The organism is Cytobacillus sp. QJM3NY_8 (genome assembly GCF_056173585.1).
The window spans coordinates 4,434,779-4,460,563 of sequence record NZ_CM149681.1; the positions used below are offsets into that span (position 1 = coordinate 4,434,779).

The following is a 25,785-nucleotide window of genomic DNA, read 5'->3' on the forward strand; positions in this document are numbered from 1 at the left end:
GAACTCATTCCCTTAGTAGTATGAAATAAACATGGAGTTTTTATTAGAAAAATAGGCATCGCTGGCTAGAAAGCCAGGCATCCATCTTTTCTTATGCCTCTCTGCAAGCTGCTAAAAACTCACATAAATAGTACATTCCAAAAGCCGTTCATCCCATTGCCTGTGCAAAATAAAAAACCTTCTCAATAGTGAAAAGGTTGAAAGCAAATCGATTCGCGCCTTTCACTCTTATCGTTCAAGGAATTACGTCCTTGCGTCAGGTTAGCACCTTTGCTGATAAATGCCTTTTAGCAGGTTTAGCAGGTTGCTGGGTTTCATAGGGCCTGTCCCTCCACCAGCTCGGGATAAGAGAGTATCCGTTCAAGGTTGAATCATACCGTATTTTATCGAATCATGTCAACAAGTTTTCATTATTTTTAACAGTAAAATTTCAGCATTGAAAATTATGCTCCATGCTTACAGCGAACAGCTTCCATCATCACATTTTTTCTTTAGAAATTTATGCCTGTTTTTAGCAATCCATTTGTAGATCGGATCGCCCAGTATTGGCGTCAATGGGAGATATAAAAGGAGGCTGATTAAAAAGGAGGCAGGAAAGAGGAACAGCAGTCTCCTTACTGCAGAATAACCCTTTTTCACACCGCCCGATGGAGTAATAATATGAAGCTCTCTGCGCAGGTCATGCTTGGAAAACGAGAGAGAATCCGGGATTTTTTCATACTCCTGCAGAGAAATCCATACCACTTTATTCAGCCAATCAAGTTTTTTAAATATCTTCTTTGTTTCCTTGCATAAAGAACAAGTTTCATCATAGAGGGCAATTGTCTTCATTTTAGATCAGTCCCATGTTAAAATTAACACTTTCTTCTATATTAACATATATCAGTTATAAGGTGATTAAAGTGGAATTGCATGTCCAATTATGACATTTTTATAACATGAATAAAAAAGTTTCGTAATAGTATAGACTAATCGTTTTAATGTGTTATACTAATTTCGAGATGTAATCACTTTCATAAAAAAATCGGAAAAAAGGAAGGTATTCATCAGATGAACTCTGTAAGCATATCAAACGAATTGAGCGAATTATTAAATGGCAGCAACATTCAAGTGCAATTATCCGTTCCTCAGCTTGTGGAAAAAGTTTTAAACCGCAATGAAGGGTCCCTTACCTCTACTGGCGCCGTACGCGCTACTACAGGAAAGTATACAGGACGTTCTCCTAAAGATAAATACATTGTTGAAGAAGCATCAAATAAAGATAAAATGGATTGGGGCAGCGTAAACCAGCCTATCTCTGAAGAAGCATTCTCTAATCTTTATAATAAAGTAATCAACTACTTAAAAGAAAAAGAAGAAGTATTTGTTTTCAAAGGCTTCGCAGGCGCAGATAAAAAGCACCGCATGCCAATCCAGGTAATTAATGAATATGCCTGGCACAATCTTTTCGCACATCAGTTATTCATTCGTCCGGCAGAAGACGAGCTATTGGATCATCAAGCAGAGTTCACAGTCATTTCTGCTCCTAATTTCAAAGCAGACCCTGCAGTTGACGGCACAAAGTCCGAAACATTTATCATCATTTCATTCGAGCGCCGTACTGTTTTAATCGGTGGTACTGAATATGCAGGCGAAATGAAAAAGTCCATTTTCTCTGTTATGAACTATATGCTTCCAGAAAACGGGATCCTTCCTATGCACTGTTCCGCGAACGTTGGTCGTGAAGGAGATGTTGCTTTATTCTTCGGCTTATCCGGAACAGGGAAAACAACCTTATCTGCAGACCCTAACCGCAAGCTGATTGGGGATGACGAGCATGGCTGGTCAGCAAATGGCGTCTTCAATATTGAAGGCGGCTGCTATGCGAAATGCATTAACTTATCCCGTGAGAAAGAACCGCAAATTTTTGATGCTATCCGATTTGGGGCTGTATTGGAAAATGTGGTAGTAAACAGCGAAACTCGGGTTGCTGATTACGATGACAGCACTTTAACTGAAAATACACGTGCGGCTTACCAGCTTCAGGCCATCGATAATATTGTTGACCCAAGCATTGCCGGACATCCTAATACAATCGTATTTTTAACAGCTGACGCATTTGGCGTATTGCCTCCAATCTCTAAACTGTCAAAAGAGCAGGCAATGTACCATTTCTTAAGCGGATATACTTCCAAGCTGGCAGGAACTGAGCGCGGCATCACTTCACCGCAGGCAACGTTCTCAACTTGCTTTGGATCACCTTTCCTTCCGCTTCCTGCAAACCGTTATGCTGAAATGCTTGGCGAGAAGATCGATGAGCATAATGCAAAAGTCTTCCTGGTAAACACAGGATGGACTGGCGGAGAGTACGGAGTCGGTGAACGCATGAAACTTGCTTACACTCGTGCTATGGTGGAAGCTGCACTTGAAGGCGAACTAAACAACGTAGAAACAGTCAAAGACGAAATTTTCGGATTGGAAATTCCGCAGCACGTTACGGGTGTGCCTGACGAAGTTCTTCAGCCAAACAAAACATGGGCAGATCAGGCTGCTTATGAAGCAAAGGCAAAAGAACTCGCTGCAAAATTCCGTGAGAACTTCAAGAAGTTCACAAGCGTTTCTTCTGAAATCGAAGAAAAAGGCGGACCAATCGCATAATATAGAAAAGGAATTGCAGCTTAGCAGCAATTCCTTTTTTATATTTCATTTTATAAGTCTTCAAGCTCGAACGAATAAGTTTCTTACATGCAGACTAATAGTCGTTGATCGGCACTGTGCGCTTCGATTAGTTCCAGTTCGCACTCTTTTTCTATTTCTCAGTAGCACTATTCCTTCTGTTTAAGTCCTTTCGCAACTCCTTTTCCTCGCTCAGCGGCACTATTCCAACTAATCATTCTTTCTCATTCCCTGATTAAAAAAGCACTATTCTCACTTGCGATTTGCAGAAATATTTTGAACAAAAAAACGCCGGACTAAGTCCAGGCGCTCTTTAGTTTGTTGAGTTTAGAGAAACAAGCTGGTAAGTAATGAGTGTCTGGCTGTTTTCCCATTCTACTTTTCTAATAACACCCATTCCGTTCAGGTCTCCGTCAATTGTTCTTTTTACCTCGACAGGGATATCGAGCGGATATAATCGGTATCCGTCTTTGACAAGCGAAAAGAAATTTTCATCAAGTCTTTTTTCCCTTCCCTTTGTCACGATCATTGTGTTCAGCTCTAAAGGCATACCCATTGGTATCTCTCCTTCATTCTTAATATCCTTACCTCTATTTTACCCCACCTTTTTCCGCTCTGAAAGTCTTTAATTTTATCTACCCATTGCTTTTCATCCACGCACTTAAATCCTCTACTGTCTTCCGGTTCACGGCTGGCGGAAAGTAGTGGGTATATTCAGGGAAATACCAGCTGCCTACTTCTTTTTTAAGAGCCTTGAGCCTTTTTTCCAGGCGATAGGAATGCTCCACCGAAACATTATGATCCTGTTCTCCATGGATGATTAAGACAGGCGCCTCCAGCTGTTCCAGCCGAAAAAGCGGGGTGCGATATTTATACCTTTCCGGAAACTTCGTCGGGGTTCCGCCTATTACACGTTTCATCATTCTTCGGAGATCCTTGCGCTCCACATAAGTGAGAAACATATCACTGACCCCTCCCCATGTTACAATGGACGCGGCTTCCGGAAACTCGATTGCAGTAAGCAATGCCATTACGCCACCGCGGGAAAAGCCAAATATATGGACTCTTTTTACCCGTGCATGCTCCTGAAGAAGAGTGAAAGCGGCAAACGCGTCCTGTCTGTCCTCCCCTGCAAAATCTTCGTTGCCATCTCCCCCTTGGTTGCCTCTGTAAAAAGGGGCGAATACAATAAAGCCTTCACAGGCAAACTGGACAATCCGTGAAGGCCTTACTTTCCCGACATTTTTTATGCCTCCTCTCAGGTATAGGAATCCATCATATAGCTCCTCCCCCTTTGGCTCTGCCAGCAGGCCTTTTATATGTAATCCGTTTGCATGATATGTGACAACTGATAATTCGATTGCCGGATTTGGCGAAGGAAATCTCTGTTTATTTATGATTTGGCCATTTTGGAATTCCATGTCCTCATTCCCCCTCTTGAAGTAATCTGAATACGACTAATAGTATGAGCTTTATGACCTCCGCCTAAAAATGTTTCCATGGGCATTCACACATTTTTTCGATTTTCATACGATATCCTAGGCTTTTAAATCTGACTTTTTTAGCATAAGGGAGGTCTTATGGCTTATGAAAAAATGGATGAAAGTAAGCATGCTTCTTTTGCTTACGGCGATACTTATTGTTCCTTTGGCCGCTTGCGGAAAGGATGAAATGCAAAACGTCCGTATTGCCGAAGTGACACGTTCCATCTTCTATGCTCCGCAATATGTAGCCCTTGAGAAGGGTTTCTTTGAAGAAGAAGGTCTTAAAGTAGAGCTTACGACTACAGCAGGCGGAGATAAAACGATGACAGCTTTGCTTTCAGACAGCGCTGATGTGGCGCTTGTTGGCTCTGAAACATCGATTTACGTATCCGCGCAGGGCTCCAATGACCCGGTTATCAACTTTGCACAGCTAACCCAGACAGATGGAACATTTTTAGTTTCCCGCAATAAAATCGACAATTTTTCCTGGGATATGCTGAAAGGCAAAACATTCCTTGGCCAGCGCAAAGGCGGTATGCCGCAAATGGCCGGTGAGTTTGTTCTGAAAAAGCATGGAATTGATCCTCACGCAGATATGGACTTGATTCAAAATATTGATTATGCCAATATCGCTCCGGCCTTCGCTTCAGGAACAGGCGAGTTTGTTCAGCTGTTCGAGCCGACTGCCAGTGTTTTTGAAAAAGAAGGCAAAGGCTATATCGTAGCTTCTTTCGGAACAGAGTCCGGTCATGTACCATATACCACATTCATGACAAAACAAAGCTATATTGATGAAAATAAAGAAACGGTCGAAAAATTCACAAGAGCGATTTATAAAGCACAGCAATGGGTTGAGACACACAGTGCGAAAGAAACGGCAGAAACCATTCAAGGATATTTCGACAATACCGAGCTTGATATCATTGAGATGGTAGTAGACCGCTATAAGAGCCAGGGATCCTTTGCAACAGATCCTATCCTGGACACTGAAGAATGGGAAAATCTGCAGAACATCATGGACGAAGCAGGAGAGCTCCCTAAGCGCATAGAGCATGACACACTTGTCAACACAGAAATCGCTGAAGGTGTAATGAAGTAATAAACGAAAGAGGAGGCCGACATGAATTTTTTAAAGGTAGATGCTGTCCACCACACTTATTTTACGAAAACCTCTGCTGTAACGGCCCTCTCCGATATTTCGCTTGAAGTGGAGGAAGGCGAATTTGTTTCCTTCCTCGGCCCAAGCGGATGCGGCAAGACAACTTTGCTTTCCATCATAGCAGGCCTGTTTGAACCCACAGAAGGCACTGTAACACTTGAAGGAAAGCGGGTTGAAACGGCAGAAAATGAAATTGGCTATATGCTGCAGCAGGATTATCTTTTTCCCTGGAAAACGATTGAAGAAAATATCCTGCTGGGGCTGAAAATCGGGAACAGCCTTACTCCAGACAAAAAAGCTTATGCTCTGCAGCTCCTTAAGGAGATGGGATTAAAAGGTGTAGAATCACAGTTTCCGAAGCAGCTTTCAGGCGGAATGCGCCAGCGTGTTGCCCTTGTAAGAACACTTGCAACAGAACCAAAGCTGCTCATGCTTGATGAACCCTTTTCCGCATTAGATTATCAAACCAAGCTGAAGCTTGAGGATTTGGTCTCTAACACGCTTAAATCTTTTGGTAAAACAGCCATACTGGTTACCCATGATATTGGTGAGGCAATCAGCATGAGTGATCGCGTTTTTCTCTTTTCCGCAAGGCCCGGACAGCTTCATAAAACGTTTGTCATTCCGAAAGAATTAAGAGATGAAACTCCTTTTAACGCAAGAAATCATGAAGCATATCCAGCAATTTTTCAAACTATATGGAAGGAGCTGGAGTCCCTTGAGCCCGCAGGAGAACGTTAAATTCCTCCACCAGAAATATATCCAGTCGTTGAACCGTGAAAAAAAATGGGTCCGCTTCTATCAGGCTGTCATCTTTATCGTGTTTTTTTCAGGGTGGGAGCTGGCAAGCCAAAAGCAATGGATAGATCCGCTGATTTTCAGTTCGCCTTCTAAAGTATGGGGGTTATTTTTAACCAAAATCCAGGATGGTACCTTGATGGTGGATTTAGGCTATACTTTGTCAGAAACCGTTTTTGGATTCATTTTGGGTACTTTTTTAGGCACATTGCTTGCAGCCATTCTCTGGTGGTCACCGATGCTATCGAAAATAGCGGATCCCTATTTGGTTGTCCTGAATTCAATGCCAAAGGTTGCCCTTGGCCCGATATTAATCGTCGCATTAGGCCCCAGTTTTACTTCAATTGTAGCCATGGGAGCGATTATTTCCATCATCATCACAACCATTGTCGTCTATACATCTTTCAAAGAAGTAGACCCCAATTATATTAAAGTGCTTCAGACCTTTGGGGCGAATCGATTTCAAATCTTCAGGGAAGCCATTTTGCCTGCTTCATTCCCGACTATCATTTCCACTTTAAAGGTGAATGTCGGGCTATCATGGGTCGGAGTCATTGTCGGCGAATTCCTTGTATCTTCAAAAGGTCTCGGATACATGATTATTTACGGCTTCCAAGTATTCAACTTCACCCTTGTCATGCTGTCATTGCTGGTAATTGCTGTTTTTGCAACAGTGATGTATCAGCTTGTCGAACTTCTCGAGCGAAAACTGATTAAAAATGGATCTTAAAAAAACGGCACAGTGTATTGCCGTTTTTTACTTTTCCTTCATGATTTTTTCGAGGCAGTTTTCAATTACTTTATCCTTCATGATAAAACTGTATTGACTGTTCCATCTGTCTTCCAGCATGTTTCCCTCTGTCAGGATGGGACCGTCAGTTTCAAAATATTGCTCCTTTTTGTTAAGGCTCTCCACCTCTGCGAAAAAAATGGCTTTGACAAAACGTTCGGTTCCAAAGTTTACTTCATATTCACCAATAAAGTGTAAATCCTTTAAGTCCGCTCCTGTTTCTTCATATACCTCTCTTCTGGCTGCCTCATCAAGTGACTCCCCCTGTTCTCTCTTGCCGCCCGGAAATTCCCACCCCCGCTTTTTATGATTCGTCAGCAGCCATTGATCGCCATAGCGGCAAATGACCAGAACATGTCTTGGCTCTGTTCCAAAAGCTCTTTTATTAAAAGAAAATCTCACTTCCCCGCCGTTCGCATCCAAAAAGGTTTCCATACTTTTCCCTCACTCGAAAATAAATTTCTGTTGTTATCATTATATATGTTTATTATTTATTTAAAAACTTCTGGGCCTAAAGTATCAAATTACATATTTTTGAAACTTTTTCCTTTTTTCCCCGTAAAATTAGCTGACTAACCAAAATAGAGGAGTGTATACCTTGAAAAAGTCCCTTGCAATTCTTATTGGCTTCTTAATGATTCTAATGCTGGCTGCATGCAGTGAGACAGCAAAACCTGTAAATGAATCTGATGGTGGCACAGACAAGGAAGAAACCAAAGCAGAAGAAGCTTCAGAATTGACACTGGAGGAAGTTTTAACGAAATCAACCGAGGCTTCAGAAGAGCTTAAAAGCTTCTCCGTAAATATGGATATGAGCCAGGAAATGAGCTCAGGCACTGAAGGGGAAAATATGAATATCGATTCTGTCATTGACATGGATGTTACAACAGATCCAATGGCCTTCTATCAAAAGATGACTATGTCGATGGACGGCACAGAAGAGTCATATGATATCGAAAGCTATTTTACTGAAGAAGGCATGTTCCTTTATGACGCCGCCGGTAAGCAGTGGATGAAGTTCCCTAAAGAAATGTCGGATGATTTGCTTCAAATGTCCAGTCAGCAGACGAATCCTGGTGAAGAACTAAAAAAATTACAGGAGTTCGTGGACGACTTTACGTTTGAACAGGACGCAGAAAACTACATCCTAAAGCTGAAAGCCGATGGAGAAAAATTCAATGATTTTGTGAAGGAAACAGCAGCAGAAACGCTCCCGCCTGAACTGGCCGCGAACGGAGAAATGCTTGATAACATGAAAATTAACGGCGTGGAATACGAAATCGTGATTGATAAAGAAACTTTTTATCCAAGTGTGCTGAATATGATTATGGAAATGGAAATCACGGCTGAAGGCCAGACCATCTCCATGAAGCAGAACATGAACGGCCAATACTCAAACTATAATAAGGTAGAGGCTATAGCTGTTCCGCAGGATGTTCTTGATACAGCTGTAGAAATGGAAATGTAGAAAAGCTGAGGCATCGCCTCAGCTTTTTATGCTACTAAATATTACTTGGCACTTCGAGAGCTTTCCACCTGCCCCATTCAGGTGCAGGGGGTGGGCGATGCGCTTCCGTTTTTCTTATTTATGTTCCTCTTCGGTGAGGATCCCCATGCTTTCAATATGCTTTCTTGCTTCATCATCTCCAAGATCATAAATCATTCCATAAATTTTCTTCATTGTATCATCATAAGCATCATTTTCACGGTCATAATGGTATTGAACATAAGGAACATGGGCCCTGTAAAAATTCTGCCACTCAGTTGAATAGTTCTGGTCAAAATATTCTCTTAAGGCAATGATTTCATCATCTGTTGCCTCTATTTTAAAATTCCATGTTGAGCCAGTGGCACTTTGGGAAATCTCCCCAGAACCAAGCGTTATATAATACGTCTTTTTATTCCCTTCCAATCATGTCAGCCCCTTTTTTGTTCATTCCTGTGACACAGCTTCAACACCGGTTGCTTTATCTTAAATATCATTACTTTTTCATTTCTATAGTTATCGTATCCCACATTTATGATAAAATTATACGAAATTACGATCATTCTTCATAAGCTTACATATACTAAGTTAAATAAATGGGAAACGGCTTCTCAATTTATCCGGGTGAATATTTTCCTGCATCAGGGGTATTAAATTAAGTATACTAAATAAAACAGGCGCATTATTAAGGAGGTGTTATCATGAAACTGATTGATGAGCTATATGAACTTTACAGGAATAAGCTGACAGGTGATGAAGAGGATATCGATATGCTCGCTTTTGCTTTCTTAGAAGAAATGGACAGAGAAGACCTGCTGAATATCATCAAGGATCTCGAAAATCAGGAATTATATGATTTAATGGGGCTTTATCTGATTGAGAGCTTAAAAGGGAAATTTGCCAGTGAGAATTACGGCCAGCGCAGAAGCCCAATCATTCATCACCGTAACATACACTAAACTATACATATCCGGAATTATTCACTATCCATATTATTTAAGGCGGCGATAAGCCGCTTTTTGTTTTATTGTACCTACACGCCGGGAGTAAGGTAAGCACAAAGGTAAGGAACCCGGTTTAGATTTGTTCCGAAGGCACTCCCTCTTTTTTTTTGCATACAAAAAGACCAGCTTTCCAGCCAGTCTTTGTTTATTAGCCAAGGTATGCTTTTAGCATCCAAATATGTTTCTTTAAGCTTTGCTTTACAGCAATCAGCATGTCGCCTGTTCCTTCATCTTTGGCTTCTTCTGCTAGCTCAATGGCTTCCTGAAGCTCGTCCACCATTTTTTCGAAGTCATCAACGACAGATTGGACCATCTCTTCTTCATTTTCTTTTCCTGTCGCTTCTTCGAGAGAACTGGTCTCAAGAACTTCCTTCATAGTCGCAACCGGCTTGGCTTCAAGAGCCAGGATTCTCTCAGCCAGTTCATCAACATGTACGTTGGCTTCATTATAAAGTTCTTCAAATTTTGCATGAAGGGTAAAAAAGTTTTTCCCTTTAATATACCAATGGTAATTGTGAAGCTTTACATACAGAACAGTCCAGTTTGCTACTTGCTGGTTAACAGCCTTTACCAATTCTTTACTCATATAAATCATCCTCCCAACAATAGATTACCCACATTAACAAAAATCAAACCTGTACCTTGGTGATTGCGAAATCTTTCATGAAAGAGCTGCTTTCATGGTAAAATATTGATAGAAAAGGGGGAGAAACATGTATACGGTATTAGTCATATCGATTATCATTGTGATCGTGGTACTGCTTTTAAGCGTCATTACCACTTCAAAAGCTTACCAATTCAAACATACGGTAGACCCAGTTGATCCGCTTCCTGACAGCGAGCAGGAACAAAAAGAGGCTAAAGAAGATCAAGAAGATAACCAAAACCGTTCATAAGCATACGCTATTATATATACAGCCTCCGTATAGCCGGAGGTTTTCCTTTTAAATGGACGGAAATAATATACATGTAATGAGAGGACATTGAGATGGATATATACTCCATGATGCTTACAGTATTTCTAGTATTAAATATTATCCTGGCAGCATTTGTTATCTTTCTGGAGCGAAGGGATGCAGGTGCCACATGGGCCTGGCTCATGGTTTTGTTCTTTCTTCCTCTTCTTGGTTTTTTCATGTACCTCTTCTTTGGGCAGAATTTAACCAGAAGAAAGATGTTTCAATGGGAAGACCGCAAAAAGATTGGAATTGATGAACTGCTGAACAATCAAATCAGAGGAATCAAGGAAAAGGATTTCCATTTTCGAAATGACATAATTAAAAACTCCAAGGACCTTATATATATGCATCTTGTCAATAATGATTCGGTATTAACCCAGGACAACGAGGTCAGGATTTTTACAGATGGGAAAGAGAAGTTCAATTCGCTTGTGGAGGACATCAAAAATGCAGCCGATCACATCCATCTGCAGTATTATATCTTCAAGAGAGATAATCTGGGGAAAAGCTTAATCAATCTTTTGACGGAAAAGGCAAAAGAAGGCGTAAAAGTAAGGCTTCTCTATGATGAACTGGGTTCAAGAAGCCTGCATAAAAGGGCGTTTAAAGAGCTGATTGCGGCAGGAGGGGAAATTGAAGCCTTTTTCCCTTCCCGGCTGCACTTTATCAACTTGAGAATTAATTACCGGAACCATCGCAAGATTGCCATTATTGACGGCCGAATTGGATATGTTGGAGGGTTTAATGTCGGGGATGAATACCTCGGGCTAAATCCAAAGTTTGGGTATTGGCGTGATACTCATTTAAGAATTAGAGGGAGTGCTGTCCATTCCCTGCAGACCCGCTTTATCCTGGACTGGAACCAGGCTTCGCACCGCCATGATATTTACTATGCTCCTAAGTATTTTCCACTGACCGAGTCTCGAGATAGCGTAGGGATGCAAATTGTTACCAGCGGTCCTGATTCGGAATGGGAACAGATTAAAAATGGGTATATAAAAATGATTTCATCGGCCCGTAAATCTATTTATATCCAAACTCCCTACTTCATTCCGGACGCTAGTCTACTGGATGCATTGAAAATAGCTGCATTATCAGGGGTGGAAGTGAACATTATGGTACCGAACAAGCCTGACCATATGTTTGTTTATTGGGCAACCTACTCCTATATAGGAGAAATGTTAAAAGCTAATGCGAACATCTATATATATGAGAATGGCTTTATCCATGCAAAAACCTTGATTGTTGACGAGAAAGTTTCGTCGGTTGGAACCGCGAATATAGATGTTAGAAGCTTCAGGCTGAATTTTGAGGTAAATGCCTTTATATATGATGAGGACGTTTCGAAAGAACTGACTGAGAGCTTTCAGGAAGATGTCCAGCTATCAACTAACCTTACTGCAGAAGATTACAGAAATAGAGCCTTAAAAATCAAATTGAAAGAATCCATTTCAAGACTTTTATCGCCGATTTTATAAGTCATGCAGTTATCGGCTTACAAAATTTTATTCTTATCTTATTATAAAAACGGGCTGACCAGTCAGCCCGTTTTCATTATGCAAAAACCTGTTTCAAATCATCCTTCGATTGATCCAGCCAGAATCTCATAAGACGTTTTGCGCCTTCAAGGTCATGAAGCTTTGCCTGTCCGCATTGCTTCTCATTTGCAGCAGGAATCTCGGTTATTTCAACCGCATCTTGCATTGTAGCTTCAAGCAGATCGATTATTTCTTCAACTGACGGCTCTCCGCTAACGACTAAATAATAGCCTGTCTGGCATCCCATCGGGGAAATATCAATAATATCAAAATGATCATAATTCTCTGCATGCGTACGGATATTAAAAGCGAGCAGATGCTCAAGTGTATGAATGACATCCTGCTTCATCGCCTGCTTATTTGGCTGACAGAAACGGATATCAAACTTGTTAACTAAACCGTCACTTCCCACTTTATGGACACCGCAGTGCCTCACGTATGGAGCTTTAACAGCATTGTGATCCAACTCGAAACTTTCTACTGAAGGCATTCAAAACACTCCCCTAAAGTTTTCCTTTTATTATAACGCAATATCCGACTAAATTCATCAAATTAATATGAAAATTATGACGTTTTCACGATTATATGTTATTTTAAAAGAAAATATGATTTAACCAGGAAAGGTAATGCCATGTTAAAAAAAATAATGATTTCGATATTTCGTTTCTATCAAATTGTGATTTCACCGCTAAAGCCTCCAACATGCCGTTTTTATCCGACATGTTCCCATTATGGGCTGGAGTCTGTTAAGCGATTTGGCGCCTTAAAGGGCGGCTGGCTGACTATAAAACGGATCCTTAAATGTCATCCCTTTCATCCAGGCGGTGTTGACCTTGTTCCGGAGGAATTGCCCAAAAAGAAAAAGAATTAACCCTCGTATCCGTCCACTACCAGGTCAAGCTTGCCTGTGCCAGGATGAATAACAAGCCCATGCACAGGCACATCTGCCGGCATCAATGGATGCTTTTTCACCATATGGACGCTATGGGACACACTATCCTCTACATTTTCAAAGCCTCTTAGCCAGTCTTCTGCAGCGATTCCTGAGTATGTCATCGTATCCAATGCATCCTCAGTAATGCCTCTCTCCTTCATGCTGCTGACAACCGCATCTGCTTTCATTCCGCTCATGCCACAGTCATGATGGCCAATAACAAACACTTCTTTTGCCTGCAGCTGGTAAACAGCTACTAAAATGCTTCTCATAATACTTCCAAACGGATGTGTTACTAAAGCTCCCGCATTTTTGATAATTTTCACATCACCATTTCTTACATTGAGCGCTTTTGGCAAAAGCTCCACTAAACGAGTGTCCATGCAAGTCAAGATAACCATTTTCTTATTAGGGAATTTCGTTGTTTCAAACTCTTCATACTTTTTTTCTTCAACAAACTGCTGGTTATGGTTTAAGATTTCTTCTAAAAGTTTCAATTGTTCCACTCCCTGACTTTTATGTATTTTTTTGCTTTGAGCAGGCATAAATGCTGCAATACTTGACAAAAAGATGTCAATACTAATGATGACCTTTAACAGGCATCTATATTTATGATACATAAAGCTGGAGCTTCAAACAAATTTTTATTCTTGCTTTTTAGCTGGAAATTATGTAAGATAACTAAGGGAAATCGTAATGATTACGTATTATTAATCACTTGGACGCTGACTGCTGCAATTAACTGCCCTAATAAACATTATTTAAAAATATAGTCCGTGCTTTAAATCGTAATAACTACGTTTTACTAAAGGAGGAGAAAGAGAAAATGACAAAGAAATTTTTAGTATTTATTTTAGGCCTAATCTTAGTTCTATCAGGCTGCTCAGACGATAAGCCAGAAGAAAACAGCAGCAATAAAACTACGGTTTATACAACGGTATACCCGCTTCAATATTTTACTGAACGAATCGGAGGGGATGCGTTAGAAGTTGAAACCATCTATCCTCCCGGGTCGGATGAACATACTTTTGAACCATCACAAAAAGATATGATGAAGCTGGCTGATTCAGATCTTTTTATTTTTATAGGACTCGGTCTTGAAGGCTTTGTGGAAAAAGCAAAAGAAACATTGAAAAATGAGAAAGTTAAAATGGTGGCCGCAGGAGAAAATATTGAGTTTGTTCACTCAGATGAAAATCATGATCCTGCGCATGAAGCCGAAGAACATGCTGATGAAGCTGAACATGAAGAAGAACATGCTGATGAGCACGGAGCTGAATCTGAAGATGGCCATGAACATGAAGGAGAATCTGAAGAAGGTCATGATCATAGCCATGGAGATATCGACCCCCATGTTTGGCTGGATCCTTTATACTCCAAGGAATTGGCTGAATCAATTAAAGATGCTTTAGTTGAGCAGATGCCTCAACAGAAAGAGCAGTTTGAACAGAATTATCTGGAGCTTGCCCAGGAGCTGGATCTTCTCCATAATGACTTTGAGCAGACAGTTCAAAATGCTGAGCATAAGGAATTCATTGTTTCACACGCAGCATATGGATATTGGGAAGAACGATATGGTTTAGATCAAATCAGTGTATCGGGTTTAAATTCTTCCAGCGAGCCTACTCAGAAAGAACTGCAGAAAATCATTGCGGAAGCCAAAGAACATGACTTGAAATATGTCTTTTTTGAACAGAATGTCAGCTCAAGACTGACTGAAATTCTGCAAAAAGAAATCGGTGCAGAACCTTTAATGCTTCATAATTTATCGGTCCTTACAGAAGAAAATATATCAGAAAATCAAACTTATTTTACACTTATGGAAGATAATCTGGATTCATTGAAAAAAGCGCTGAACGAATAAGTTCTCACTAACCTCCCACATTGGGAGGTTTTTTCGTTTCCTTAATATAGCTAATACAGGAAAAGTTTACATAGTTGGCTGGTTTTTGAAGAAACTATTTCCATTGAAGAAATTGAAGGGATGAAAATGCAATGAGTGATTTATTGATTGCAAGGTCTTTATTTGGGACTACAATGGGCTTTCATATTATTTTTGCAACGATTGGAGTTGGCTTGCCACTGATGATGCTGACAGCGGAACTTCTTTACCAGAAAACGAAGGATCATGATTACGTCATTATGGCAAAACGGTGGACCAAGGCATTTGCAGTGCTTCTTGGAGTAGGAATTCCGACAGGAACCATAGCAGGAACGCAGCTTTCCCTTCTCTGGCCTGGTTTTATGGAGGTTATCGGCAAGGTGATGGCTTTGCCATTCCAGATTGAAATTTACGCTTTTTTTATTGAAGCTTTATTTATGTCAATTTATGTGTATGCTGCCGAAAGAATTCCTCCATGGATGCGTATATCAAGCCTTGTGCTGGTTGCCCTTGGCGCTTTCGCCTCTGCTGTTCTGATAACCAATGTTCACGCATTTGAAGGAACACCACAGGGCTTCAGGATTGTCGATGGGGAAATTGTCGATGTGGATCCATGGGCTGCGTTTTTTAACCCAAGCTTTATCGTTACAGCTGGCCATGTGGCACTATCAGCTTACACAACAGGCGCATTTGTTGTAGCGTCAGTTGCTGCTTTCAAAATGCTGAGAACTCCATTCGGAACACGAGTATATAACTTTCATAAGAAAGCACTTATGCTGAGCCTGATTGTCGGCGGAATTTTTTCATTTTTAACAGCTTTAAACGGCCATGAATCGGCTCAATATCTGCATGAGTATCAGCCGGAAAAACTTGCAGCAGCAGAGGGGCTGTTTGAAACACAATCCTATGCCCCCCTTGCAATCGGCGGATTTACAGACCGTGAAACACAGGGGGTTAAGTGGGGAATCGAAATTCCGTGGGCACTAAGCTTTTTGGCGGGCAACAGCTTTGACACCGTTGTAGTGGGTCTGAATGACTTTCCGGAAGAAGAATGGCCTCCACTTTTTGTTCATACTCTCTTTAATGCCATGGTCGGAATTGGTTCATTGCTGATATTTTTATCCTTAATCGCTTTCGTATGGAATAAGTTTCTGAAAAAAAATCATTTTCCGCGGGTCCTCATGTGGGCATTTGTTGCTTCAGGGCCGCTAGCAGTTCTTGGAATAGAATTTGGCTGGGTATTTGCCTGTACCGGACGTCAGCCTTGGACCATCTACCGGGTGCTGTCCACTGCTGATTCTGTTACGACCGCTGAAAATCTGGGGATATTATTTATTCTCTTTGCCCTGGTATATGTAGTGCTTGGGGTGGCAGTTGTGTTTGTTATGCTATATTACTTCAAAAAGAATACCGTAATAGATGATATAAATAGAGCCGAACAGAAAAACGTTCCTCTATACGGATCAAATACATGAAGGAGTGAATCCAATGGCTGAAGAATTACTTGCCATCACAGTGTTATGGGGATTCGTCTTCATATATGCGGTAATGGCAACAATGGATTTCGGCGCAGGCTTCTGGTCCATGATTTACTTCAATCTGCCCAAAATAAAGGCGGCAAATGTGGCGAATCGTTATTTGTCTCCTACCTGGGAAGTGACAAACACCTTTATCGTCGCAATTGTAGTGGCAGTCTATAGCCTTTTTCCAACTGCAGCCTATACACTGGGAACTGTACTTCTAATACCAGGCAGCATCATATTGCTATTACTTGCGATCCGAAGTGCATTCCTCGTGTTTTCCAACATTGCGGAAGAATACAGGAAGCCGCTCACCTATATTTCAGGCCTATCCGGAATCCTTATCCCCGGATTGCTGATTAGCGTTTTGCCCATCACCCATGGAGATTTTGTTGAATTTACTGATGGCAGGCAATCTCTGGACCTTGCGCATCTTTTTACTAGCCCGAATGAATATGCTTTTATTGGTTTTGCCATCAGCAGCACACTGTTTTTGTCTTCCCTTCTACTCGCTGACTACTCAAAAGCCTCGGAAGAGATGGAAGCTTACTCAGTGTACCGCAGGGATGCAATCATGCTTGGACCGGTTTCAATCATAATGGCATTTCTTATTATGTTTACTTTAAAAAGGGAAGCATTTTGGATTTATGAAAAGATGATCGATGATTTGCCTTTGCTTTTGCTGTCTCTTGGATTGTTTCTAATAGGAGGACTGGCACTGTTCCTTCCGTCCGTAAACAAAAAAGGAGTTAGGGGAATTCCCAGATTGGCGGTTATTTCCATAACCCTCCAATACCTTGCTGCCAGCTATGTATATGGAAAAGCTCATCTGCCCTATATTGTATACCCTGAAGTGACTATTGCTTCTGCGTTTACAGATCCGAGCTCATTCCGGGCCATATTTGCCACCTATATCGCAGGATTCCTAATCCTTTTCCCTGGGTTCATATACTTTTGGAGCCTTTTCATGAACGACAAACGATATTTGCGGCAAAAACAAACTAAAGATCCGGCATGATATTCCTGCAAATGCCATGACTGAACAGTAAAGCACTGCAGAAAATAAAGAAGTGACATGCTCCGCAAATTTGTCAATTTTAATGTGGTCACAATTTTCTGATAAGAGGTGTTTGAAAATGGCAAAAGACGTTTTATGTGAAGTTAACAACTGCGCTTTCTGGAAAAATGGGAACCGATGCAGTGCAGACCAAATATACGTAGTCAGCCATACTGGAGAAACCGCAGACAACAGCAAAGAAACAGACTGCAAAACGTTTGAGCCTCATGACCTTTAATGGGTGACAGCACCTTCCGGGTGCTATCGGATTGCTGGTACGCATTTCATTGGATGGTTAGGCGAAATGCTGCAAAAGCGGTGCATTTTATGCATCGCTTTTGTGTTTTTTATAAAAACAAGTTTATTAAGATTCCTACCGGGAATGTATAGAGTAACAACAACTTATAGGAGTGATACATATGTTATCAACCATTATTTTGCTTGGAGCTGCTTTTGCCGCTGCTGCTGGATTAAGCTCCTTTGCCATTAAAGAGGATTCATTTATTAAAGACGAAATTACGCAATAATTTATAAATAAAGGGCGCTGATAATGCGTCTATTTTTTTGCAATATAACGAAAACCGCAAATCTGCCAAAAGCAGAACTGCGGTTTTTTACTTATAAAGCAATGCTATCTTTAGAGGTGGAAACTTCATTCAGCCTTTTTTCATTAATTTCATAACCGATTCCCGGTTTATCAGGAACTTTTATCATCCCGTTTTCCACGGTGACTTCGGGCAGAATGATGTCTTCTTCCCAATACCTGCCCGAGGCTGAGATATCTCCAGGAATGGAAAAGCCCTCCATGGAGGCAAGAGCAATATTATGTGCACGGGAGATTCCAAACTCCAGCATGCCTCCACACCAGACTTGGATCCCTTTATCCAGACAATAATCATGAATCTTCTTTGCTGTTCCCAGACCTCCAACCCGGCCAATCTTAATATTGATGACTTTACAGCTTCCCAGCTCGACAGCTCTCCTGGCATCATTAAAGGTGACAATACTCTCATCCAGGCAAATTGGTGTTTTCAGTTCTTTCTGAAGCTTTGCATGATCAACAATATCATCATATTCCAGCGGCTGTTCAATCATCAGCAGCCCAAAATCATCAAGCCTTTTTAAATGTTCTATATCGTCCAATGAGTAAGCTGAATTTGCATCTGCCATGATTGGCAGATCAGGGTAAAAGCGGCGGATCTCTGAAATAAATTCATAATCGTTCGCCGGGCTGATCTTTACTTTTACCCTTTGATAGCCGCTCTCCAGATAGTATTCAATTTGCCTTCTTACTTCTTCCTTTGTTTTAGCGCCAACAACCACGCCGGATGGAATCAATTCCCGCTGGCCTCCTATATATTTTGATAGAGAAATATCTTCTTTTTTGGCTGCCAAGTCCCATAAAGCCGTTTCAAGTGCCGCTTTCGCCATTTGATTCCTTCTGAAAGCGTCAAAAACGCGGCCCGCTTCTGAAGGATGCTTTATATCCGCATTACGCATTATTGGGATAAGGAATTCTTTTAGCATATGATAGCTCGTTTCAACCGTTTCCTCCGTATACCAGGGTGAAGAAAAAGCGACTCCTTCACCGTAGCCTTTCCGTCCTTCTTGATCGATTACCTCAATAATAATTCCCTCTCTATCCTTCACTGTCCCTAAATGCGTGGAAAAAGGTGTTTTCAAAGGCATCTTGATTTTATATAAAGTAATTGTCTTGATATCCATGCTAATTCCCGCTTTCCTCAAGCAGTTCCCGAAGCTTTCTTCTTAATATCTTTTTTGAAGCGTTCCTAGGGATTTCATTAATGATGATGAGTTTTTTAGGTGCTTTATACTTTGCCAGCTTCTCAAAGCAGTACTTCATCACTTCTTTTTCATCCAGATTCTCGTCTCCAGCGATAAAGGCTACAGGCACCTCACCCCAAACATCGTCCTTCATGCCGATAACCCCTGCATCCGATATTTGGGCGTGTGAAACAAGCACACCCTCGACTTCAGCCGGATAGATATTTTCACCGCCTGAAATGATTAAATCTGACCGCCGATCAAGCACATATAAGAATCCTTCTTTATCCACATATCCAATATCTCCAGTTGAAAGCCAGCCACCCTTTAGTTTTTCTGCTGTTTCCTCTTTTCGGTTTAAATACCCTTTTGTCACATTTGGACCTTTTACAAGAATTTCGCCCGCTTCTCCGGGATCAGCATGCTTCCCATTTGGATCAGCAACTTTCAGCTGGGAAGGGAATAAAGGTTTACCGGCCGAACCCAATTTGCTGAGACTGTATTCCGGAGCCAGTGTCACGATCTGGGACGAAGTTTCTGTCATTCCGTAAGTCTGGTATACAGGAATTCCCTTCTCTCTGCAATCTTCAAGAAGAGATTTTGCTGCGGGTCCTCCCCCTAATAACATACATCTGAAATACTCCGGCAGCTTTTCACCTTTAAGTGCATCTGCTACCCTGGTCAGCATCGTACTTACAACAGACATGATTGTCACTTTTTCGATGGAAATGGCCTCAATGGCTTTCTCTTCATGGAAAGATTCAAAAAGAACCATTTTCATGCCGTAGATAATGCTCCGCATTAAAATGGAATAGCCGCTAATATGAAAAATCGGGACAGCACACAGCCAGCTGTCGTTTTCATTCAACCCTAAATTCAATGCAGACCCCACTGCACTCCACCAATGATTTCCGTAGGTTTGCAGTACACCTTTTGGATTGCCGGTTGTACCGGATGTATACATGATGGTACAAACCTCATCAAGACTTATTTCTTCTACTACTGACGGCTCATCAGGATCTCTCCTGAATAAATCTTCTTTATAGATTGCCGAAATTTCTCCTAAGGAGTTTACAACCTTTTGGCTAACTTCATTAAAAGTATTCTCAGTTAAAAGGAAAGCGGACTTCGAATCATTCATTTGCCAAATCAATTCCTCAGCAGTCAGCCTGTTATTTAATATGACGGCTTTTACATCGAGCAGCTGCAGGGCCAAAAGAATAAAAACAGTGTCCTCATGATTTCGGAGAAGGACACCTACAAACTGTCCTCTCATGCATCCAGCTGCCTGGAGCTGCCCTGCTATTGTGTATGTACGCTCGTATACTTCAGAAAATGTATAGGTTTTCCCCAAAAAGGAAAGGGCAGGGCGATCGGGGGTTAAAAAAGTTCGCTGTTGAAGAAAATTCGGTACTATTTGCGCTTCCATCATATACTCCTCATTTCATGCGATTTTTCATATAAAAACAGCCTGATGGCAAGCCATCAAGCTGAAAAAATTAATATTCAATCAAGGGAAACGCGGGAATTGGCCGAAGTCTGGCTTGCGCTTTTCTTTAAATGCGTCACGGCCTTCTTTCGCTTCATCTGTTGTATAGTATAGAAGTGTTGCATCTCCGGCGAATTGCTGGATTCCTGCAAGCCCATCAGTATCGGCATTGAAGGCAGCCTTCAAGAAGCGGATAGCCGTCGGGCTCTTCTCCAGTATTTCTTCACACCACTTAATTGTTTCTTCTTCCACTTTCTCAAGCGGCACCACAGTATTGACAAGCCCCATATCCAAAGCTTCCTGAGCGCCGTACTGGCGGCACAGATACCAAATTTCGCGTGCTTTCTTATGGCCGACGATTCTAGCAAGATATCCTGAACCATAACCTGCATCAAAGCTGCCTACTTTAGGGCCTGTTTGTCCGAATACAGCGTTATCTGCTGCAATCGTTAAATCACATACGATATGAAGGACATGTCCTCCCCCAATCGCATAGCCTTTTACCATTGCAATAACCGGCTTAGGAATAACACGGATCAGGCGCTGCAGATCCAGTACATTTAAACGAGGGATCTGGTCGTCACCTACATATCCGCCATGTCCTCTGACAGATTGATCCCCGCCTGAACAAAATGCTTTATCTCCGGCACCCGTCAGGACAATAACACCTACATTTTCATCATCACGTGCGTACGCAAAAGCATCAATTAATTCCATTACCGTTCTTGGAGTAAAGGCATTGTGGACTTGCGGTCTGTTAATCGTAATTTTCGCAATTCCATTGTATGTTTCATAAATGATTTCTTCGTACTGTTTTCCTGCAATCCATTCAACAGATGACATACATAAATCCTCCTTAATATGTATTAGAAAGCGTTAATTGCCGCTACATCAAATGACATCATTCCTCAATCTTTACTGCCATTTGTATTATTCTCCCCTGTCTGCGACAAAAACCCACTTACTATTGTACCAAATAATTCAGGTTTCTCCACATGAATTGCATGTCCTGCATCTTCAGCGGTCTTCCACTTGACATTTGGCAAAATTTTTGACATTTCTTCCGCAATTCTGCAGAATTTTTGATCCAGGTTTCCGGTAATTAGAAGGACTGGCATTTCGAGATGAGCAAGCTCATCCCACCAGGATGGCTGCACCCCAGTGCCCATGCCGTTCAGGCTGTTTGCCAGGCCATCAATGGAATTGGCCAAACGCTGGCATCTTATTCTGGTTCGAATTTTTTCCGGAAGACTTTTTTGGCTTTGAAATAAAGGGATGTTCTCCCAATAGTCAATAAAATTCTTAATGCCTTCCTGCCGAATCTTTTCAGACAATTTTTTATCCTGAATCCTTCTTTCATGCCTTTCCGCTTCCGTCCTAAGACCTGGAGATGCACTTTCCAAAATCAGCTTGCGGACCTTTTCAGGATAATTGACCGCAAAAGTTAGCGCAAGGCGCCCTCCCATAGAATATCCAAGAACATCAATCTTCCCGATTCCCATCTTTTCTAATAGACTGTTAATCACTGCGGCAGACTCTTCTATTTGATATTGACCAATATCAGGTGGTGATCCAGACTTTCCATGGCCGATGATATCCAAAGCTATTGTCTTCGAATGATCCTTCCAGAAGGGAGCGAACTCTTTCCACCCTTCACTATTTCCTGTGAAGCCATGGAGAAGCAGAAGTGGAAATCCAGTTCCCCATGTATCGACATGATATCGGACTCCATTAATGACATATTTCATCGGCATTCACCCTTCCAGCAATCGACTTATTTCCCGGGAAACAGATTCCCACAATTCTCGATGCTCGGTTAAATTCCTGTCCCGATTTGTCGTAATTTCCATTACCTTTATGCCTGATCTGCCCATGTTCTGTTGGAAGGCGGAAATAAAATGTTCCCAATCTGAGATTAAATCATATTGGCCGCCAAACATCTTAATGGCATGGCTAAAATCCAGATCAAGAGGTGTCCCAAACAATTTTTCAAAATTTCTGGGGTGATTTGCCTGCGGCAGGAATGAGAAGATTCCGCCTCCATTATTATTAATCAGCAATATATTGATATCTATTCCATACTGCTTAGAGGCAATTAAGCCATTTAAGTCATGGAAAAAGGTTAAATCACCAAGCACTAGATACAGCGGCTGTGATGCCATTCCAGCACCAAGAGCAGTTGAAACGGTGCCATCAATGCCATTTGCTCCCCTGTTGGCCATTACTCTAATGCTCTTTTGATTATAATGGAAGAATGTATCCAGATCCCTTATAGGCATACTATTTCCTACAAATAGGGTAGAGCCTTCCGGCAGTAATTCCGCCAGCTGGAAAAATAATTTCCCCTCGCTCAGTTCGTCCACTGCATTAATATCCGCAAGCTTTGATCTGGTAAGATCATTGATTTTTTTCCATAAAGCAATAAATTCATCATTCTCTGAAGTGTTTAAAAATGAGGTGACAGACTCGCAGAATAGAATCTCATCGCAATGAATCATTTCGGTTGAGAGCAGTGCAGGATCCCGCCATCCCCTGCCTCCATCGACAATAATCTGGCGGGCAGTGCTGTTTTCTTTCATGAAAATAGTCAATGGCTTCGATACAGGCATAGCACCGAAGCGTATAATGACATCCGGCTTGAGTGCCTTCTTCGCATCATCGTTTTTCAAAAAGCTATCATAGGCATCAATAATGAAGCTTCCTTCGTGAAGTCCGCTTCTTAGCTGGGATAATGGATCAGCAATGATCGGATAGTTGAGCTTTTCCGCCAGCTTAATCACGGCTGCAGAGAAGTCAGCTTTTTCCAGAGGACCGCAGACAATAATTCCTTTTTGTGCAGAGTTAAATATCTGTGCCATTTCCTTGTACTCTTCATTAGGCAAACCAAACTGGCCACTATGGATATTTACATAACCTTCGGTGCGCTCACTCAGCTCAAATAAATCATTGCGGTCAAGCTGCGGCACTAAAGGCTCACGGAAAGGAAAGTTAAGATGAACCGGCCCTGCTGGTGAGGTCTGGGCAGCAGATGCTGCCCTTGCGCAAACTGTGCGGGCATAACGAAGCATTTCTGCTGTATTCTCAGGAGGAGCCATCTCAACAAACCATTTTACATTTTTTCCATACAAATGAATCTGATCGATCGCCTGAGGAGCGCCAACATCCCTTAGTTCATGAGGCCGGTCCGCAGTAAGCACGATTAGCGGTACTCTGGAATACTGGGCTTCCACAATGGCAGGATAGTAATTGGCTGCAGCCGTTCCAGATGTACACAGCAGAGCTGCTGGTCTTTGGGATGCCTTAGCAATCCCCAACGCAAAAAAGGCAGCCGATCGCTCGTCCACATGGATATGTACACGAAGCTCCGGATGCTCTGCCATTACCATAGCCATTGGGGTAGAACGGGAGCCGGGACTGACCACGACATCCTCTACCCCGCTTTTTACTAATTCAGCCACAAATGCGGCTATATATGAAGTTAAAGCTTCCTGATGATTCACTTTTCATAACCCCCAAGAGCCGTAAGCATTGGCCGGAATTTAATTTTTGTTTCCTGATACTCGCTTTCGGCATTTGAATCCTGCACCACTCCGCAGCCTGCGAATAAGGATGCTTCATTTCCCTGAATAAGACCAGATCTGATTGTAACAGCATATTCGCCATTTCCCCTGAAGTCCATCCATCCTAATGGAGCAGCATAAAAGCCCCGATCCAGTTCTTCTACTTCTCTTATTTTTTCCACTGCTTCTCTCTTAGGCAGGCCTCCAAGAGCAGGAGTCGGATGCAGACGGTCAACTAAAGCAAGAAGGGAAGCATCTCCCTTGGTTTTACCTATTACAGGAGTATAAAGGTGCTGTATATCTCTCATCTTCATCAGCTGCGGCTCATCCGGCAGTTCAACTTCTGAGCAGGATTCCTCCATTGCTTCCTTAATCATATCAACCACATATTGATGTTCGGTTAAATTTTTCTGATCATGCAATAAAGCATCGCCAAGGATATGATCATCTTCTGCTGTTTTCCCTCTTGGGATGGAACCTGCCAGACAGGTTGTAAAAACATTTTCTCCATATTTCTTTATAAGCCGTTCAGGAGAGGCTCCAATAAAGCAGTCACCGTTCGATTCAAAAGCAAAAATAAAGCTTTCCCTTTGCATCTCCATAAGATTCCAGAGAACTCTTTCAATCTCGATCGGCTTATCATAGATGAGCCTGGACTCCCGGGCAAGCACAACCTTTTTTAAAGATCCTGATTTAAGTTCATCCACAACCGCATCTACTGTCTCCATCCATTTTTCCGGATTTATATCTGCTTCTTCCTGAAGAGTGTTTGCATTCTCAGGATGATAATCGCTGATTGAAGCCATTATCATGCCTCGTTCGGCCACTATCTTTTCAAAAAGAGAATCACCGTCATGCTGAGTGCAGACAACATTTGTTGTCAAAAAGGCCTGTCCATTCATTTCACTATACATATAAGTCGGCACATGAAAAAGGGAATCAGAATACTTCGACCAAAGCTTTGTTTTCCTCTTTAGAGGATCGAAAGAAAAACCGCCAAACATCACGGGCCCTGTAGCATTTTTATCATAAGGGTTAAAAATAATGCTGTTATTAATAAAACGCTTCCATTCCTTTTCAACATGATTAAATCTGCCGGTACTTTGATCTGACTGAATTTGCTTGCAAATCCCAAGCCCGATTATATAAGTTTCACCAGAAGGATCCTTCCAGAAAAAGCGTTCACCAAAAAAACGGCTCTTTCCTGCCGCATAAAAAGAAAGGGGGTCTATATGATTTATTTTTTGAACTTCGCTCACTAAAACAGGCTTTGACAAGGATTTGGCCCTCTCAATTGCCTCTTGGATCCCTTCTTTTAGTTCCGTATCTTGTATCGTAACCAAAAAAATCCCTCCAATAACAGCTTAAATTGCCGTTATCCTACTTTAAACTTATTCTAAGATACACCTGTGATTCAGGGAATGTCAATGATGTCAATCACGCCATTCCATTTTGCATCCTTATTATATTATAGCTTACTTTAGGCATCTATAATATGAATTGAACTCAATTCAGCCATTAGCACTGTTAACATCGGAATGTGCTGCTTTACGGTTTCCTTATTTATGGAAAATACCGGTTCTATTTACGGCAATAATACGTTGACACTCTTGCATTATTTACCTAAACTTAAGGTGTTTGGTAATATAGCGGTTTACTTTGACAATACCCTGTTAATCGGTTAA

27 protein-coding genes and 1 riboswitch are annotated in these 25,785 nt (G+C 41.6%); of the genes, 13 read left to right on the forward strand and 14 right to left on the reverse strand.

The window, feature by feature from the left end:
- Positions 1 to 225: 225 nt before the first annotated feature.
- A riboswitch (SAM riboswitch) is annotated at positions 226 to 351 on the reverse strand.
- 105 nt (positions 352 to 456) lie between these two features.
- A complete protein-coding gene (locus tag AC0VZ9_RS22670; protein ID WP_009333386.1) occupies positions 457 to 831 on the reverse strand; it encodes a thiol-disulfide oxidoreductase DCC family protein in 375 nt (124 codons plus the stop codon).
- Positions 832 to 1,050: 219 nt separating this feature from the next.
- On the opposite strand from AC0VZ9_RS22670, the gene pckA reads away from it, so the two are divergent.
- Positions 1,051 to 2,637 carry a phosphoenolpyruvate carboxykinase (ATP) gene (gene pckA, locus AC0VZ9_RS22675; protein ID WP_009333387.1) on the forward strand — a complete coding sequence of 529 codons (1,587 nt, stop codon included), beginning with the start codon at positions 1,051 to 1,053 and terminating at the stop codon, positions 2,635 to 2,637.
- 331 nt (positions 2,638 to 2,968) lie between these two features.
- Here pckA and AC0VZ9_RS22680 read toward each other — a convergent pair whose 3' ends face one another.
- Both AC0VZ9_RS22680 and AC0VZ9_RS22685 read right to left on the reverse strand, forming a co-directional pair.
- A complete protein-coding gene (locus AC0VZ9_RS22680) occupies positions 2,969 to 3,211 on the reverse strand; it encodes a DUF2584 domain-containing protein (protein WP_019383007.1) in 243 nt (80 codons plus the stop codon).
- A gap of 79 nt (positions 3,212 to 3,290) precedes the next feature.
- Positions 3,291 to 4,076, reverse strand: a complete 786-nt coding sequence (locus AC0VZ9_RS22685) for an alpha/beta hydrolase family protein (RefSeq protein WP_009333389.1) — start codon at positions 4,074 to 4,076, stop codon at positions 3,291 to 3,293.
- Between the two features lie 166 nt (positions 4,077 to 4,242).
- Here AC0VZ9_RS22685 and AC0VZ9_RS22690 point away from each other — a divergent pair, with 166 nt between their 5' ends.
- From AC0VZ9_RS22690 to AC0VZ9_RS22700, 3 genes are read left to right on the forward strand one after another with little or no spacing between them, the layout of a single operon-like run.
- Positions 4,243 to 5,238 (forward strand): ABC transporter substrate-binding protein, encoded by a 996-nt coding sequence (locus tag AC0VZ9_RS22690; protein ID WP_009333390.1) that lies wholly within the window; start codon positions 4,243 to 4,245, stop codon positions 5,236 to 5,238.
- 21 nt (positions 5,239 to 5,259) lie between these two features.
- Positions 5,260 to 6,039, forward strand: a complete 780-nt coding sequence (locus tag AC0VZ9_RS22695) for an ABC transporter ATP-binding protein (RefSeq protein ID WP_009333391.1) — start codon at positions 5,260 to 5,262, stop codon at positions 6,037 to 6,039.
- Positions 6,017 to 6,826, forward strand: a complete 810-nt coding sequence (locus AC0VZ9_RS22700) for an ABC transporter permease (RefSeq protein WP_009333392.1) — start codon at positions 6,017 to 6,019, stop codon at positions 6,824 to 6,826. Before AC0VZ9_RS22695 ends, AC0VZ9_RS22700 begins: the two co-directional genes overlap by 23 nt.
- A 27-nt stretch (positions 6,827 to 6,853) precedes the next feature.
- Here the strand turns inward: AC0VZ9_RS22700 and ytkD are convergent, their stop codons facing one another.
- On the reverse strand, positions 6,854 to 7,321 hold the full coding sequence (gene ytkD / locus AC0VZ9_RS22705) for an RNA deprotection pyrophosphohydrolase (protein WP_019383006.1): 468 nt from the start codon (positions 7,319 to 7,321) through the stop codon (positions 6,854 to 6,856).
- 154 nt (positions 7,322 to 7,475) lie between these two features.
- Here ytkD and AC0VZ9_RS22710 point away from each other — a divergent pair, with 154 nt between their 5' ends.
- Positions 7,476 to 8,354, forward strand: a complete 879-nt coding sequence (locus AC0VZ9_RS22710) for a DUF6612 family protein (RefSeq protein ID WP_251174699.1) — start codon at positions 7,476 to 7,478, stop codon at positions 8,352 to 8,354.
- Positions 8,355 to 8,468: 114 nt separating this feature from the next.
- Here AC0VZ9_RS22710 and AC0VZ9_RS22715 read toward each other — a convergent pair whose 3' ends face one another.
- A complete protein-coding gene (locus AC0VZ9_RS22715) occupies positions 8,469 to 8,798 on the reverse strand; it encodes a hypothetical protein (protein WP_009333395.1) in 330 nt (109 codons plus the stop codon).
- Positions 8,799 to 9,073: 275 nt separating this feature from the next.
- Here AC0VZ9_RS22715 and AC0VZ9_RS22720 point away from each other — a divergent pair, with 275 nt between their 5' ends.
- Entirely contained in the window at positions 9,074 to 9,331 is a 258-nt protein-coding gene (locus AC0VZ9_RS22720; RefSeq protein WP_009333396.1) for a DUF6154 family protein, read from the forward strand.
- 193 nt (positions 9,332 to 9,524) lie between these two features.
- Here the strand turns inward: AC0VZ9_RS22720 and AC0VZ9_RS22725 are convergent, their stop codons facing one another.
- Complete coding sequence (locus AC0VZ9_RS22725; RefSeq protein ID WP_071156769.1) at positions 9,525 to 9,962, reverse strand: Dps family protein; 438 nt, start codon at positions 9,960 to 9,962, stop codon at positions 9,525 to 9,527.
- A gap of 127 nt (positions 9,963 to 10,089) precedes the next feature.
- On the opposite strand from AC0VZ9_RS22725, the gene ytzI reads away from it, so the two are divergent.
- Positions 10,090 to 10,272 carry a YtzI protein gene (ytzI, locus tag AC0VZ9_RS22730; RefSeq protein ID WP_019383003.1) on the forward strand — a complete coding sequence of 61 codons (183 nt, stop codon included), beginning with the start codon at positions 10,090 to 10,092 and terminating at the stop codon, positions 10,270 to 10,272.
- A gap of 92 nt (positions 10,273 to 10,364) precedes the next feature.
- The gene (gene cls / locus AC0VZ9_RS22735; RefSeq protein WP_251174698.1) at positions 10,365 to 11,813 is read left to right on the forward strand and encodes a cardiolipin synthase; all 1,449 of its coding nucleotides are present in this window, start codon (positions 10,365 to 10,367) and stop codon (positions 11,811 to 11,813) included.
- A gap of 76 nt (positions 11,814 to 11,889) precedes the next feature.
- Here cls and AC0VZ9_RS22740 read toward each other — a convergent pair whose 3' ends face one another.
- On the reverse strand, positions 11,890 to 12,363 hold the full coding sequence (locus AC0VZ9_RS22740; protein ID WP_251174697.1) for an S-ribosylhomocysteine lyase: 474 nt from the start codon (positions 12,361 to 12,363) through the stop codon (positions 11,890 to 11,892).
- Positions 12,364 to 12,504: 141 nt separating this feature from the next.
- On the opposite strand from AC0VZ9_RS22740, the gene yidD reads away from it, so the two are divergent.
- Positions 12,505 to 12,744, forward strand: coding sequence for a membrane protein insertion efficiency factor YidD (gene yidD, locus AC0VZ9_RS22745; RefSeq protein ID WP_475396743.1), 240 nt, complete (start codon positions 12,505 to 12,507; stop codon positions 12,742 to 12,744).
- Here yidD and AC0VZ9_RS22750 read toward each other — a convergent pair.
- Entirely contained in the window at positions 12,741 to 13,304 is a 564-nt protein-coding gene (locus tag AC0VZ9_RS22750) for a beta-class carbonic anhydrase (RefSeq protein ID WP_026041815.1), read from the reverse strand. The two genes, yidD and AC0VZ9_RS22750, sit on opposite strands and share 4 nt — an antisense overlap.
- A 329-nt stretch (positions 13,305 to 13,633) precedes the next feature.
- Here AC0VZ9_RS22750 and AC0VZ9_RS22755 point away from each other — a divergent pair, with 329 nt between their 5' ends.
- The 4 genes from AC0VZ9_RS22755 (at position 13,634) to AC0VZ9_RS22770 (ending at position 17,504) form a co-directional block, all read left to right on the forward strand.
- Positions 13,634 to 14,671: a metal ABC transporter solute-binding protein, Zn/Mn family gene (locus tag AC0VZ9_RS22755; protein WP_192907810.1), complete on the forward strand. Its 1,038-nt coding sequence runs from the start codon at positions 13,634 to 13,636 to the stop codon at positions 14,669 to 14,671.
- A gap of 131 nt (positions 14,672 to 14,802) precedes the next feature.
- On the forward strand, positions 14,803 to 16,164 hold the full coding sequence (locus AC0VZ9_RS22760; RefSeq protein WP_192907811.1) for a cytochrome ubiquinol oxidase subunit I: 1,362 nt from the start codon (positions 14,803 to 14,805) through the stop codon (positions 16,162 to 16,164).
- A gap of 13 nt (positions 16,165 to 16,177) precedes the next feature.
- Entirely contained in the window at positions 16,178 to 17,227 is a 1,050-nt protein-coding gene (locus tag AC0VZ9_RS22765; protein WP_251174696.1) for a cytochrome d ubiquinol oxidase subunit II, read from the forward strand.
- Between the two features lie 118 nt (positions 17,228 to 17,345).
- Positions 17,346 to 17,504 (forward strand): DUF1540 domain-containing protein, encoded by a 159-nt coding sequence (locus tag AC0VZ9_RS22770; protein WP_009333406.1) that lies wholly within the window; start codon positions 17,346 to 17,348, stop codon positions 17,502 to 17,504.
- 380 nt (positions 17,505 to 17,884) lie between these two features.
- Here AC0VZ9_RS22770 and menC read toward each other — a convergent pair whose 3' ends face one another.
- The 6 genes from menC to AC0VZ9_RS22800 all read right to left on the reverse strand — a co-directional run bounded on the left by menC (position 17,885) and on the right by AC0VZ9_RS22800 (position 25,443).
- Positions 17,885 to 18,991 (reverse strand): o-succinylbenzoate synthase, encoded by a 1,107-nt coding sequence (gene menC, locus AC0VZ9_RS22775; protein WP_019382995.1) that lies wholly within the window; start codon positions 18,989 to 18,991, stop codon positions 17,885 to 17,887.
- A gap of 1 nt (position 18,992) precedes the next feature.
- Entirely contained in the window at positions 18,993 to 20,480 is a 1,488-nt protein-coding gene (locus AC0VZ9_RS22780; RefSeq protein WP_251174695.1) for an o-succinylbenzoate--CoA ligase, read from the reverse strand.
- Positions 20,481 to 20,561: 81 nt separating this feature from the next.
- Positions 20,562 to 21,383, reverse strand: a complete 822-nt coding sequence (menB, locus tag AC0VZ9_RS22785) for a 1,4-dihydroxy-2-naphthoyl-CoA synthase (protein WP_475396744.1) — start codon at positions 21,381 to 21,383, stop codon at positions 20,562 to 20,564.
- Between the two features lie 65 nt (positions 21,384 to 21,448).
- Positions 21,449 to 22,288 carry a 2-succinyl-6-hydroxy-2,4-cyclohexadiene-1-carboxylate synthase gene (gene menH, locus AC0VZ9_RS22790; protein ID WP_251156430.1) on the reverse strand — a complete coding sequence of 280 codons (840 nt, stop codon included), beginning with the start codon at positions 22,286 to 22,288 and terminating at the stop codon, positions 21,449 to 21,451.
- 6 nt (positions 22,289 to 22,294) lie between these two features.
- A complete protein-coding gene (menD, locus tag AC0VZ9_RS22795) occupies positions 22,295 to 24,040 on the reverse strand; it encodes a 2-succinyl-5-enolpyruvyl-6-hydroxy-3-cyclohexene-1-carboxylic-acid synthase (RefSeq protein WP_251174694.1) in 1,746 nt (581 codons plus the stop codon).
- Positions 24,037 to 25,443 (reverse strand): isochorismate synthase, encoded by a 1,407-nt coding sequence (locus AC0VZ9_RS22800; protein ID WP_019382992.1) that lies wholly within the window; start codon positions 25,441 to 25,443, stop codon positions 24,037 to 24,039. Before AC0VZ9_RS22800 ends, menD begins: the two co-directional genes overlap by 4 nt.
- Positions 25,444 to 25,785 lie beyond the last annotated feature (342 nt).